Raw genomic sequence first — 13,285 nt, 5'->3', positions numbered from 1 at the left:
CTCCAGGACTTCTTCGCCAAGCTCTAGGACGAGAAGGCCGCGTCGAAGGAGGCGGTGGGTGGGTCGAAGGCGAGCGAGCGGACGAACTGGACGGCTTCGGCGGCGCCGACCAGGCGGTCCATCCCGGCGTCTTCCCATTCCACCGAGATCGGGCCGGCGTACCCGATGGTGTTGAGCATCCGGAAGCAGGCCTCCCAGGGGACGTCGCCGTGGCCGGTGGACACGAAGTCCCAGCCGCGGCGCGGGTCGCCCCAGGCCAGGTGCGAACCCATCCGGCCGTTGCGCCCGTTGCCGACCTGGCGCTTCGCGTCCTTGCAGTCGACGTGGTAGATCCGGTCCTTGAAGTCCCACAGGAAACCGACCGGGTCGAGGTCCTGCCAGACGAAGTGCGACGGGTCCCAGTTCAGCCCGAACGCCGGCCGGTGACCGATAGCGTCCAGGGTCGCCGTCGTCGACCAGTAGTCGTACGCGATCTCCGACGGGTGCACCTCGTGCGCGAACCGGACCCCGACCTCGTCGAACACGTCGAGGATCGGGTTCCACCGGTCGGCGAAGTCCTGGTACCCGGCCTCGATCATGGCCGGCGGCACCGGCGGGAACATCGCGACCGTCTTCCAGATCGACGACCCGGTGAAGCCGACGACCACGTCCACCCCGAGCGCGCGGGCGGCGCGGGCCGTCGTCTTCATCTCCTCGGCGGCGCGCTGCCGGACGCCTTCCGGCTCGCCGTCGCCCCAGATGTGCGCGGGCAGGATCGCCTGGTGCCGCTGGTCGATCGGGTCGTCGCAGACCGCCTGCCCGAGCAGGTGGTTCGAGATCGTCCAGACCTTCAGGTTGTGCTTCTCGAGGATGTCGAGGCGGTCGCGCACGTACGCCTCGTCCTCGGCGGCACGCCGTACGTCGAGATGGTCACCCCAGCAGGCGATCTCCAGCCCCTCGTATCCCCAGGACGACGCCAGCCGGGCCACCTCCTCGAACGGCAGGTCGGCCCACTGGCCGGTGAACAACGTGATCGGTCGAGCCATCTGGTCCACTCCTCAGGCGATCATGGTCAGCGGACACCGAGCAGGTGCTCCATCGCCAGCTGGTCCAGCTTCTCGAAACCGAGACCGCGGTCGGCCAGCGCCTCCCGGTCGTACTTCTCGCTGCGGAGGTCGGCCAGCGTCTCACCCTCGGCCAGCGTGGGCTCGGACAACTCCGCGACGCGTGCGGCGGCAAGGGCCTCCGCGACCTCGGGGTCGGCCCGGAACGCCCGCGCCTTGTCGCGCAGGATCAGGTAGTTCCGCATGCAGGCCTTCGCGGTCTCCCAGACGCCTTCCTCGTCCTCGGTACGCGGCGGCTTGTAGTCGAAGTGGACGTGCCCGTCGTACGCCGGGTAGCTTCCGGACCCCTGCAGGACGTCGACCGTCCAGAAGGCCTCCCGCAGGTTCCCGGCCCCGAACCGAAGGTCCTGGTCGAACCGCGGACCGTGCTGCCCGTTCAGGTCGATGTGGTACAGCTTGCCGTGCCACAACGCCTGCGCGATGCCGTGCGCGTAGTTCAGCGAGGCCATCTGCTCGTGCCCCACCTCGGGGTTGATGCCGACCAGCTCGGGATCCGCCAGATCGTTGATGAAGGCAATCGCGTGACCGATCGACGGCAGCAGGATGTCACCGCGCGGCTCGTTCGGCTTCGGCTCGATCGCGAAGCGGATGTTGTAGCCCTGCTCCCGCACGTACGCGCAGAGCAGATCCATCGACTCCTTGTACCGATCGAGCGCGGCCCGCACGTCCTTCGAACCGCCGGACTCGGCGCCCTCACGCCCACCCCAGAGCACGTACGTCGCCGCCCCCAGCTCGGCCGCGAGGTCGACATTGCGGAGCACCTTCGCCAGGGCGTACCGCCGGACCTGGCGATCGTTCGCGGTCAGGCCGCCGTCCTTGAAGACGGGGTGGCTGAACAGGTTCGTGGTCATCATCTCGACGCCCAGGCCGGTGTCGGCCAGCGCCTTGGTGAACCGCTCGAGCACCTGTCCGCGAGTGGCGTCGTCGGGTACGACGTCGTCGTCGTGGAACGTGACCGCGGCCGCGCCCAGTTCCGCGAGCTTCTCCACCGCGTGGACCGGGTCCATCGCGGGGCGGACCGCCGTACCGAAGACGTCGACGCCTTGCCAACCGACGGTCCACAGACCGAAGGAGAACTTGTCGTCCTTGGTCGGGGTGTAGCTGTTCATTCGGCAATCTCCTGCCATTGTCGTGTCGTGGAACTGGACTCGACCGCGGCCAGCACACGCTGGACCTGCAGCCCGTCGGCGAACGACGGTGCCGGATCGGCTCCTTCGGCGATCGCGGTGACCAGGTCGACGACCTGATGGGTGAACCCGTGTTCGTAACCGAGCAGGTGGCCGGGCGGCCACCAGGCGGCGACGTACGGGTGGGCGGGTTCGGTGGCGAGGATGCGGCGGAAGCCGGCTGTCCTCGAGTCCTCGGTGGCGTCGTAGAAATGCAGGAGGTTCATGTCCTCGAAGTCGAACGCGAGGCTGCCCAGGCTGCCGTTGATCTCGATCCGGATCGCGTTCTTGCGGCCGGTGGCGAACCGCGTCGCCTCGAAGACGCCCAGCGCCCCGGAGCGGAAGGTGGCCAGGAACACGGCCGCGTCGTCGACTGTGACCGGTCCGCGTTCGGTGCCCGCCGTACCGGCCAGGCCGGAGTGCTCGGCGGCGACCGGGCGCTCCTTCACGAACGTCTCGAGCCGGGCGCTCACCTCGCCGATGGTGTCTCCGGTGATGTACTGCGTCATGTCGATGATGTGCGCGCCGATGTCACCGAGCGCGCCCGAGCCGGCCTTCTCCTTGTCCAGCCGCCACGACAGCGGCGCCTCCGGGTCGGCGATCCAGTCCTGCAGGTACTGCGCCCGGACGTGCCGGATGGTGCCGAGCTTGCCCTCGGCAACGAGCTGGCGAGCCAGCCCGATCGCCGGCACCCGGCGATAGGTGAACCCGACCATCGACCTGATCCCGTTCGCGGCCGCTGCCTCGGCCGCGGCGGTCATCGCCTCGGCCTCCTCGACCGTGTTCGCCAGCGGCTTCTCGCACAGCACGTGCTTGCCCGCCTCCAGCGCCGCGATCGCGATCTCGGCGTGACTGTCGCCCGGCGTGCACACGTCGATCAGCTGGATGTCGTCGCGGCCGAGCAGCTTGCGCCAGTCGGTCTCGGTCTCCTTCCAGCCGAGCTTCGTCGCGGCCGCCTGGACGGCCTCGGCGTTGCGGCCGCAGAGCACGTTCATCGCGGGGTCCAGCGGCAGGTCGAAGAAGCGCGGCGCGCTCCGCCAGGCCTGCGAGTGGGCCGCGCCCATGAACGCGTAGCCGATCAGGCCGATGCCCAGGTTCGTCATTGCTCTCCTCTTAGCTCTCGAAATCGGTCATTGGGCCATCCCCGTGGTCACGCGGCCGACCAGGGTCGGATCGACGAAGACCTGGTCGAGCGAGATCTGCGCGCCGCCCCGGACCGCGGCGGCGAAGCCGAGCTCGGACCGGACCACCCGGCAACCGCCGCCGTCCGGGGCGATCACGCGGTCGCGGACAGCCTTCTCCAGTGGCTCTTGCAGCCACGGTCCGAGCACCGCGAAGTAGCCGCCGAGCACGAGCACGTCGGGGTTCAGGATGTTGACCAGGATCGCTCCCCCGATCCCCAGCCAGGTGCCGACGTCCTTCAGCGCGGTCAGTGTCCGTGCGTCACCCGCCTCGGCGCGCCGCACGATGCCGGCCAGCCGTTGCTCCACGTCCAGGGACGGATCGCGGACCGGATCGTCGCCGTCCGTTGCCTCGTGCAACAGTGCGGGCAGCCCGACGACGGTCTCCCAGCAGCCGGTCCGGCCGCAGCCGCAGACCCGGCCGGGCGGCGCCACCGGCATGTGCCCGACCTCACCGCTGAACCCGTGCCCGCCGCGGAGCAGGTGCCCTCCGGTGACCACCCCGCCGCCGACACCGACTGCCCCGGTCAGCAGGACGAGATCGTGCACCTGGTCGTGCTGCCGGATCTCGGAGTACGCCGCGAGAGCCGCGAGGTTCGCCTCGTTGTCCACATGCAACGGGTACGTCGGCTCGCCCAGCCGGGCGCGCATCTCCTGAGCGACCGAGAGCTCACCCCACCCCAGGTTGGGAGCGAGCTTCAGGTCACCGGTCTCGCCTTCGACCAGACCGGGCACGGCGAGCGTCACCCCGGCGAGCTGTCCACCGCGTGCATCCACGGCCGCGACCGCCTCACCGACCAGGCCCGCGAACCGGTCGAGCGTCGTACCCGGGTCGAGGTGGGCGACGTCGAGCGGGATCCGCTTCTCGAGGACGACGTTGCCGGCCAGGTCGAGCGCGGCGACGGCGAGATAGTCGACGTTGATCTCGGCGCCGACGCCGCAGACGCCGGTGCCGTCGAGCTCGACGAGTTGGCCGGGGCGGCCGAGGGCGCGAGTGGAGTCGGCCGGGCCTTCGCGGAGCAGGCCGCGCTCGACGAGCTCGGCGACCAGGCTGCTGACGGTCGCCTTGTTCAGGCCGGTGTCGGCGGCGATCCGGGCGCGCGATCGCGGACCGAGGTCGCGAACGTGCCGCAGGACCACCGACAGGTTGTTGCGGCGGAGCGAGACGTGATCGGCAGCGACCCCCCGGTTCCCCGGGCGACGACCGTCGGTCAGCGTCATCTGCCACCCCTCCCCGACTTTGTCTGTTGCCCCAACAAACTAAGTTCACGCGAGAACGGCGTCAAGAGCTTGCGACGATCGCTTTCTTGCAAGAGTCTGTTCAAGATTTCCTACCGCCCCCACAGGAGTCAGCCATGAAGCTCGCTGGCCGGCTCAGGGATCCGCGCGCTGGACGAGGACGGTACGGCGTGCTCCGCCGACTACTACCTGCGGTTGACCAACGATGGCGGTCGGATGTTCAAGGGGCAGGCACCGGTGACGTCGGTCCGGCCGACGGTCCCGATGCCGAACCAGGGCACGGGTGGCGTGATCTTCTACGAACGCGTCGACTACGGCGGCGCGTCCGGCGTGGACCAGGACCTCGGACACGCCGAACTTCATCGCGCTCTCGCCGAACGCGAGTGACCAGCTGACGTCCTGCCGGATCTCCTAGAACAGTTCCATGCTGTCCGCGGCGGCGGAGATGACCGGGTTGTCCAAGTAGAGGCGGCAGGCGATCGCGTGGCCGGCGCAGGTGAGGAGCGCCGGGCCGGCCGCATCGACCACCCGGTACGCGACGGGGTGCTGACAGCGCTCGACAGCGCCCTCGTTCGTGTGCTCGCAGCCGAGGATGTGGCACGTGACGGTCTCACCGACGTTCATCAGGGTGAGGCCGTGCTTGGGACAGACACCCCAGCCGACACCGCAGGCCTGGCCTTCGTTCGCCGCCAGGCGGATCAGCTGACCGGCGGTGACCTCCAGTTCGCTCGCGATCGTGCGGAAGGTGCTCGCGGCCTGGTCGAGGTCGCGGCGGAACCGCCGCAGTTCGACGGTCTCGGGCATGCCACGGGTCGCGGCCTGCAGGTTCTCGGACAGGGCCATCGCGGCGACGGCGATCTCGTCGACCCGGACGGGCGTGTTGAACTGGCCGAGCGTACCGTTCGGCACCCTCGGGCGGTCGCGGACCTCCTTGGTCCAGTCGCTGCGCGGCGGACCCTTCCGGCTTGGGTCCTGGGCCTGCTTCTCGCCCGCGTCCTTGACCTGGGCCTCGCCTTCGCCCACCGGGATCTCGGCGATCTGCTGGTCGGCCTGCCAGCCGGCGCCGGCCGGGTCGTCCGCCGGGACTTGTCCGAGCCGGGCTTCCGGTTGCGGACCGTGACCATTGGTCCCGTTCGCGGCCGCGGCCCCGTTCACCGGGACTCGGCTCTCCTGCGCTGTCCGCCCGTTCATGCAGCCTCACTCGTCAAGTGCCTGGCCATCGCCATGCGCGCCCCCTGAAGTGCCTCCGGTGGCCGATCGTGCCATGCCTGCGGCGCTTGAGACCAGAGGAAATGCCCGCGCGTCACCCACCGCGCCCCCGCCCTTACACTCCGCAACAATTCACCCCAGCTACAGCAAGCCTCCCCCACGCAGCGTCCACTGAATCACACGCTCTGCAATCCTCAACGTTGCTTTAACATTTCCACACTGACAGTCACCAGCGGCTGTCAGCCGGTAGCTGTGAGGTGCTGCCGGAGGAATTCGACCATCCGGGCGCGGGCGTGAAAGGCCGTGTTCGGCGGGTCCTCCCGCAGGTCCCGGGTGAGCACTGCGTGAGCGCTCCTGCCGTACCGCTCCGGATTGCCAGGCGCGGAGTCGAGCTCGATCACCTCGAACGCGTCACCGAGTTGCGCCCGCAAAGTGGTGAACCGCTCGGACGGCGACATCCGGTCGTGGCTGAACCGCATGCCGAGCACGCACAGCCCGTCGGTGCGGGTCCGCTCCTTGACGACGTCGAGCTCGGCGTCGGACAAACCCGGATCGCGCCGCAGCCGCGCAGACACCGGGAACGGCGTCGACGGCTGGCTCAGCACCGGCGCCTTGACCGCGTCCTCGACCGCCGCGGCGAGCGCGAACCCACCGGTGAAGCACATCCCGATCACGCCGACCCCGCGTCCCGGCGTCCGCGCGGCCAGGTCGTTGGCGACGGCACCCAGGTACTTCGTGATCGGACGCTCGGCGTTGGCCGCGAAGCACCGGAACTCCTTGGAGACACACAGGCGAGCCACCATGCCCAGCGTGTACCCCATGGTCTCGGGGCGCCCCGGCGTACCGAAGGGCGACGGGATCACCACGGTGAATCCCTCGGCGACCAGGTGCTCGCCGAGACCCAGCACCTCGGGCGTCAGACCGGGGATCTCCGGGATCAACACGACCCCCGGGCCTGCACCCTTCTCGAAGCAGTCGAACGTCAGGCCGGCGCCGGTGAACGGCGCCCGCCGCCAGCCGGCCAGGTCGGAGCTCGGTGCCGCAGTCATGAGCGCAAGCTTAGAGTGCGCGATCGGCAACAAGCTGTTGTCGGGCCGACGCCGGTCCTCACTCTCGGAGGTCCTCGACGATCGCGCGGATCTCGACCATGCCGAACTCGGCGACCGGGTGCTTGGAGGCGATCTCGATCGCCTCGTCCAGGTCCCGGCAGTCGATCAGGTCGAAGCCGCCCATCTGCTCCTTGGACTCGGCGAACGGGCCGTCGGTGGTCACCACTTTGCCCGCGCGGCGTCGTACGCCGGTCGACTCGGCCGGCGGCTGGAGGGCGGCGCCCTCGCGACGGATGCCGCGAGCCGTCACCTCGGCCACCCAGGCCTCGGTCCTCCGGACCATGTCCTCCGGCACGCCGTCGGCGTAGTCGTCATCCGGCCGGATCAGCAACATGTACTTCATCGATCACCTTTCGTAGTGTCCAGCGCCGTACGTCGGCACTCAGCCGGGACGTCGTTGCACGATTGCAGCTTTTGACATCTGGTCCGGCACGCACAGCGGTCCAGACCTCTGACATACTCCGGGCGACTATCACTCTGAGACCCTTGGGGGGGTCCCCTTGTCCTTCCGCCCCGCCCACTTGCTACGCGTGGGCTTACCCGCCGCCCTGGTCGCGGGCGGACTGGTCGTCCTGACCAGTTCCTCCGGTTCCGCGGCCCAAGGCCCGTACCGGCCGCCCTTGACCGCTCACCACAACGCCGCGAAGACCGAGTTCGAGCCGAACGCGGTGATGGTGAAGTTCAAGAAGAAGGCGACGTCCTCGGCCAGGAAGGCCGCGGTCTCCAAGTTCCGCGCCACTACCGAGGACTCCGTCTCGTCGGATGTCGTCAAGCTCACCGGCGACCTCCCGGCCCCGGACCTGCTGAAGAAGGTGAAGGCCGACCCGACGGTCGAGCTCGCCTCGCTGAACTACAAGCGCAGCATCTCGGCCGTCCCGAACGACGAGTTCTACAGCACCGATCAGAAGACCTACCTGAACACCGTTCGGGTTCCGCAGGCCTGGGACCTGTCGAAGTCGACCGGCAGCCAGATCGTCGCCGTCCTGGACACCGGCGTCGACGCCGGTCACCCCGACCTCGTCGGTCACCTCGTGCCCGGCTACAACGCCACCTCACCCAACCGCGGGCCGATCGACGACAACGGCCACGGCACCATGACGCTCGGCATCATCGCTGCCGGCGCCAACAACGGCGTCGGCGTCGCCGGCGTCGGCTGGTCCACGAAGGCGATGCCGGTCAAGGTCCTGGCCGCCAACGGCACCGGGTACGACGTCGACATCGCCGAGGGCATCGACTGGGCGGTCGCCCACGGCGCCAAGGTCATCAACATGTCGCTCGGCGGACCGGACGACAACCCGGTCCTGCACGACGCGGTGCGGCGGGCCGTGGCCGGCGGCGTCGTGGTGGTCGTGGCGGCCGGCAACTCGGGCAACTCGGACTTCCAGTTCCCCGCGGCCTACCCCGAGGTCATCGCCGTCGCGGCGACCAACGCCGGCGGCGTCCTGACGGACTTCAGCTCGTACGGCGACTGGGTGGACATCGCCGCCCCGGGCTGGGACATCCTCAGCACCGGCGCGCGGTCGCTGACCCCGCCCGGCTTCCTGCCGTACTGGTACTGCACCGGCACCTCCTGCTCGGCGCCGATCGTCGCGGGTGTGGCCGCGCTGGTGAAGAACAAGTGGCCGACGTTCACCCCCGCCCAGGTCGCCCAGCGACTCAAGGTTCTGGCACGGGACGCCGGACCACGCGGGAACGACCCGTACTACGGCGCCGGCATGCTCGACGCGTACGCCGCTCTCGGCGGCAAGTGGACGACGGACTTCCCGGTCAACGCGGCGGACGGCAACGATCAGCCTGAGCGGGCGATGCCGGTGTCGACCGACACCGGCTCGATCAGCTCGACCATCGGCGTCGAGGGTGACGTCGACTGGTACGAGGTGACCTCGGCGGCCGCGCGCAACCTCAAGGTGTCTCTGACCGGGCCGCAGTTCAACTGTGCCTTCTCGTCGAACTTCGGGCCACGGGTGGCGGTGTACGACGGCGACCTGCTCCCGCTCACCGATGCGGTGAACCCGTACCCGACGACGCCGATCGACCCGGATACGGGGTGCAGCGCGCCCGTACAGCTGACCGCGACCGCGAACGTCAGCGTGCAGGCCGGCAGCACGTTCATTGCCGTGCGCAACGACAATGGGTCGCGGGACACGCGGGCATACACGTTGACCGTCAGCGCGGAGGGCCCCGGTGGCTCCAGCTGGGGCTCGCCGTACCCCGTGCGTGACGTGTCTCCGGCGGACCTGTCGACGTCGGCAGCGGTGTCCGTCAAGCCGACACTGACGTTCGCACGCGACATGGATCCGGCGACCGTGATCCCGGCCACGGTCAAGCTGCTGAACGGCAAGACGGACGCCGTCGTTCCGGCAACCCTCACGTACGACGCGGCAACGCGGAAGGCAACGATCACGCCGACCGCGCCGCTGCTGGACAACACCGCGTACAAGATCATCGGCGAGACTCTCAAGGCTGCCGACGGCACGGGGCTGCCATTGGTCAGGACGGTGTTCAGCACGGCCGACCTCGCACCGCAGGCGGTGGGGACGTTCGACGCCACTGGCGCCTACCTGGCGGCGAACCTGTCGTGGAAGGTGCCGGCGACCCCCGACCTCGATCAGGTGATCCTGCGGCGGAACGCCGGAAGCAAGGCGCCGACGATCACCACCGGGGTGCTGGTCTACGCGGGGTCCGGGTCCGCGGTGAAGGACACCGGGTTGCTGCAGGGGACGACGTACACCTATGCGGCGTGGGTCAAGGACCGCGGTGGGAAGGTCAGCCCGGTCGCGACCACGCAACTGCTCGGCATGAAGTCGGGGATCGCCGTCACGTCGACGCTGATCAATTACGGCGGGTCGATCACCATCAAGGGCAGCACGCTGCGTATCGACAACAAGGCGTACGCCGGGCTGCCGGTCAACATCTACGTACGGCCGAAGAACGTGACGGCGTTCAAGTTGCTGGCGGCGCTGAAGACGTCGTCGACCGGCACGCTCAGCTACGCGTACAAGCCGGCCGTGTCGTCGGTGATCATGCTGACCTTCCCGGGCAACGGTGACCTGATGGGGACCCGGACCGCGGACGTCACGGTGCAGGTGGCGCCGACGATCTCGGCGACGCTGGCGCCGGCGTCGGTCCGGCTGGGCGGTGTGACGAAGTTCAACGGGTACGTCGCACCGGCGCATTCGGGCAAACTGGTGTACCTGCAGCAGTACGGGAACAAGGTCTGGACGTCGATCGCCTCGGTGAAGCTGAGCACGTCCGGTGCTTACGCGTTCGGCATCAAGCCGGCCATCCGTGGCCAGATCGCCTACCGCGTGTGGTTCCCGGCCGACGCCGACCACGCCCAGGCGTACACCGTGAACAAGATCCTCACGGTGAGCTGACAGCTCGACCCACGCACACCCCGGCCATTCCTGGCCGGGGTGTGCCGGCTTATCGGTCAGGCCCGTATCGGCGTTACAGGAAATGCAGCAAGCTGCAGATCAGGTCTCCGTTCGGTCTCGCTGCCTTGACGCCCGTGCGGACTAGGCCTGTATCGTTCAGGCCGCCGCTGTTGACCAATCGTCAACGTGGCAAGGATTTTAACGTTCGAGCTGCGGGGGCGGGGGCCTTCCTCACAGTTCTTGTCTGGGGGGAATCACTATGAGACCGAATCGACGGCATGTCCTGATGGCCGGGGCGGTGGCGGCGGTTTCGACCGTTGTAGCTGCCGAGAGCGCTACCGCGGCCGACCTTTACGGATCCGGCGAGCTCGTGAACTGGACCGTCCTCAGCCGGGCGATCGCGAGCGAGGCGACGATCACCTTCGTCCGCGACCACGACGGCGTGTACATGTTCGGCGACAGTATCGCGGTCCAGGACGGCAAGGCGCTGGCCACCCGGCTGCTGAGCCGCTCCGGCGCAAGCTTGGCGGTCAACAACTGGTCGGGGCGGCCCACCGCGCCCGCGGTCGACGCGCTCCAGAGCTGGGCCTCCAGGTACGGCCTGCCGCGACGGATCCTGATGGCCACCGGCACCAACGACATCTTCAATCCACCGGCGTTCGCCGCCCAGGTGGACCGCACGATGAACATCGTCGGATCGCACCGCACCGTCGTCTGGGTCAACACCCAGATCGCCCGGACCACCAAGTCCGCGACCGTTCAGCTCGCGGATCAGCGCAACAGCGCCTGGGTCAATTCCCAACTGTCCGACGCGCAGAAGAAATACCCGAACCTCCGCATCGTCCGCTGGGCCGAATACCTCGCGGCCAAGCCGGCGCGCCTCACCATGTACCTGCGCGAAGGCGTCCACACCACGGTGCCCGGCGGGCAGGATGCACGCAACGAACTCATCGTGCAGGCGCTCACAGCCCAGTAGGCCAGTCGTGGGCGTCGTACGGCAGTCTCGTGGACAGTCGGGCCATCGGATGCAGTGCTACATGACTCGCTGCTCACCAACCACGACGATCCGCCGAGGTTGCACCTCTCGGTCCGGTCCTCCAGCCGAGATCACCCTCGCGGGGTGGCTCATCTGTGGCACAACTTGCCTACATTCGGCCTGGAACCAGAACACCGGCGTCGCCTGCGGCGGTCTGTGGCGGCGGTGCTCTATCGGGAGATCAGGAGTCTGGGATGGCGGGTCAGAGCAGGGACAACGCGCTTGATCACGTGGTCGTGGTGCTGTTCGAGAACCGGTCACTGGATAACGTGCTCGGTCGCCTGTACGGGCCTGGGGACGGCAAGACATTCGAGGGCGTGCTCGGCAGGGACCTTTCCAACCCGATCCCGGAGTGGGCCGAGCATGGTGCCGATCGCAAGGTGGTGCCGTACACGGTGGCCACCGACATGGACAGCCCCAATCCCGACTCCGGCGAGGAGTACCCGCACACCAACACCCAGCTGTTCAACATCCAGAACGAGCAGAACCGGTTCAAGCTCGGCGAGGAGATCACGGCGCCCTATAACGCGCCGGCGCCCGGCCAGATGCCGACGATGGACGGCTACGTCACCGACTACATCAGTTGCTTCACCGCCGAGATGGGCCGCCAGCCCACTTACGAGGAGTACTCGCAGATCATGACCGGGTTCACCCCGGAGCAGATCCCGGTGCTGAGCGGGCTGGCGCGGGGGTTCGGGGTGTTCGATCACTGGTTCTGCGAGGTGCCGTCGCAGACGCTGCCCAACCGGTCGTTCTGGACCGCCGCAACGTCCTCGGGATTCTCCGTGAACTCGCCGGTCAAGAACTTCGTGCAGAAGAACACTGCGGAGACGATCTTCAACCGGCTCGAGGACCACGGCAAGACCTGGAAGGTGTACGTCCGCTGGCGCATGTTGCCGCCCATCTTGCCGTCGCCGAGCCGATGCAGCTCTCCGCCACGGGCCTGATCCACTTCTCCCGGCTGAAGGACCGGTTCGCGACACACGTCGTGCCGTTCGCCCAGTTCGTGGCCGACGCCGCTCACGGGGACCTGCCCGACTTCTCGTTCCTCGAGCCGTCCCTGGGGGTGGGGCACAACGACTACCACCCGGCGTGCGGGCGAGCCCTGGGGCACGGGATCGCGGTGCAGAGTTTTGACCCGCCGTCCTCGATTCTGGGCGGTGAGGCGCTCCTGGCACGGATCTACAACGCCTACAAAGGGATGCAGTCCCCCACCGGGTCCAACGTCTGGAACACGGCCCTGCTGATCGGCTGGGACGAGCCAGGCGGCACCTACGACCACGTTGTGCCCCCTTCGGTGCCGTCACCGGACCCGTCCGCTCCGGCAGGCCAGGACGGCTTCACGTTCGACCGCTCGGGCTACCGGGTCCCGGCCATCATCGTGTCGCCATGGGTAGCCGAAGCCGAGGTGTTCAACGAGGAGTACCGGCACACCTCCCTGATCGCCACGCTGCGGGAGCAGTGGGGTCTGGGAGACCCGTTCACGGCGCGTGATGCTGCTGCCCGGACGTTCTCCCACGTCTTCACCCTCGACACTCCGCGAGACCCGGCCACCTGGCCCGTCCCCGATCCGCGACCGGTGCCACAGTTCATGGAGGATGCGGTAGCCCTGGGCACGAGCCTGTCCACGCTGGGCAAGACCCTGTACCAGGGGATACGGGAGCACGCCGATCAAAACCACATCGAGATCGAAGGCCTGCCCAAGGACCCCAAGGCCGACGTGCCCCCAGAACAGGCGCTGAAGGTGCTGCGCAACTTCCTCGCCACCATCTTCCCTCTGCTGGCTCCGGCCGCTCCGGGACCAGGCGCCCCGGGCACCGCCTGACTCCGGCCGCGCTGCAGAAGACCGACGGGCCTCCTGAAGA

The 13,285-nt window shown here is 68.5% G+C and carries 12 protein-coding genes; 5 read left to right on the top strand and 7 right to left on the bottom strand.

The window, feature by feature from the left end:
* Window positions 1–23: 23 nt before the first annotated feature.
* Genes OG555_RS32005 through OG555_RS31990 form a run of 4 tightly spaced genes read right to left on the bottom strand, consistent with a single transcriptional unit; the run spans window position 24 to window position 4,671 of the window.
* The gene (locus OG555_RS32005; protein WP_329476273.1) at window positions 24–1,025 is read right to left on the bottom strand and encodes a sugar phosphate isomerase/epimerase family protein; all 1,002 of its coding nucleotides are present in this window, start codon (window positions 1,023–1,025) and stop codon (window positions 24–26) included.
* 26 nt (window positions 1,026–1,051) lie between these two features.
* Entirely contained in the window at window positions 1,052–2,212 is a 1,161-nt protein-coding gene (gene xylA, locus OG555_RS32000; RefSeq protein WP_329476272.1) for a xylose isomerase, read from the bottom strand.
* Window positions 2,209–3,372: a Gfo/Idh/MocA family protein gene (locus OG555_RS31995; protein ID WP_329476271.1), complete on the bottom strand. Its 1,164-nt coding sequence runs from the start codon at window positions 3,370–3,372 to the stop codon at window positions 2,209–2,211. Before OG555_RS31995 ends, xylA begins: the two co-directional genes overlap by 4 nt.
* A gap of 27 nt (window positions 3,373–3,399) precedes the next feature.
* Window positions 3,400–4,671, bottom strand: coding sequence for an ROK family transcriptional regulator (locus tag OG555_RS31990; RefSeq protein WP_329476270.1), 1,272 nt, complete (start codon window positions 4,669–4,671; stop codon window positions 3,400–3,402).
* Window positions 4,672–4,905: 234 nt separating this feature from the next.
* On the opposite strand from OG555_RS31990, the gene OG555_RS31985 reads away from it, so the two are divergent.
* Complete coding sequence (locus OG555_RS31985; RefSeq protein WP_329476269.1) at window positions 4,906–5,076, top strand: hypothetical protein; 171 nt, start codon at window positions 4,906–4,908, stop codon at window positions 5,074–5,076.
* 24 nt (window positions 5,077–5,100) lie between these two features.
* Here the strand turns inward: OG555_RS31985 and OG555_RS31980 are convergent, their stop codons facing one another.
* The 3 genes from OG555_RS31980 to OG555_RS31970 form a co-directional block, all read right to left on the bottom strand.
* The gene (locus OG555_RS31980; RefSeq protein ID WP_329476268.1) at window positions 5,101–5,880 is read right to left on the bottom strand and encodes a hypothetical protein; all 780 of its coding nucleotides are present in this window, start codon (window positions 5,878–5,880) and stop codon (window positions 5,101–5,103) included.
* A gap of 257 nt (window positions 5,881–6,137) precedes the next feature.
* Window positions 6,138–6,947 carry a dienelactone hydrolase family protein gene (locus tag OG555_RS31975; RefSeq protein ID WP_329476267.1) on the bottom strand — a complete coding sequence of 270 codons (810 nt, stop codon included), beginning with the start codon at window positions 6,945–6,947 and terminating at the stop codon, window positions 6,138–6,140.
* Between the two features lie 58 nt (window positions 6,948–7,005).
* On the bottom strand, window positions 7,006–7,350 hold the full coding sequence (locus tag OG555_RS31970) for a YciI family protein (protein ID WP_329476266.1): 345 nt from the start codon (window positions 7,348–7,350) through the stop codon (window positions 7,006–7,008).
* A 187-nt stretch (window positions 7,351–7,537) separates the two neighbouring features.
* Here OG555_RS31970 and OG555_RS31965 point away from each other — a divergent pair, with 187 nt between their 5' ends.
* From OG555_RS31965 to OG555_RS31950, 4 genes are all read left to right on the top strand, one after another.
* On the top strand, window positions 7,538–10,384 hold the full coding sequence (locus OG555_RS31965; RefSeq protein ID WP_329476265.1) for a S8 family serine peptidase: 2,847 nt from the start codon (window positions 7,538–7,540) through the stop codon (window positions 10,382–10,384).
* Between the two features lie 259 nt (window positions 10,385–10,643).
* Window positions 10,644–11,360, top strand: coding sequence for a hypothetical protein (locus tag OG555_RS31960; RefSeq protein ID WP_329476264.1), 717 nt, complete (start codon window positions 10,644–10,646; stop codon window positions 11,358–11,360).
* Between the two features lie 254 nt (window positions 11,361–11,614).
* Window positions 11,615–12,367, top strand: a complete 753-nt coding sequence (locus OG555_RS31955) for an alkaline phosphatase family protein (RefSeq protein ID WP_329476263.1) — start codon at window positions 11,615–11,617, stop codon at window positions 12,365–12,367.
* Complete coding sequence (locus OG555_RS31950) at window positions 12,343–13,245, top strand: alkaline phosphatase family protein (protein ID WP_329476262.1); 903 nt, start codon at window positions 12,343–12,345, stop codon at window positions 13,243–13,245. The genes OG555_RS31955 and OG555_RS31950 overlap by 25 nt, the downstream gene beginning before the upstream one ends.
* Window positions 13,246–13,285: the final 40 nt, after the last annotated feature.

Origin of the sequence: Kribbella sp. NBC_01484 (assembly GCF_036227145.1) — a bacterium.
Lineage (GTDB): Bacteria > Actinomycetota > Actinomycetes > Propionibacteriales > Kribbellaceae > Kribbella.
Note: the sequence above shows the minus strand (reverse complement) of the source record. Positions and strands in the feature narration are given on the sequence as shown.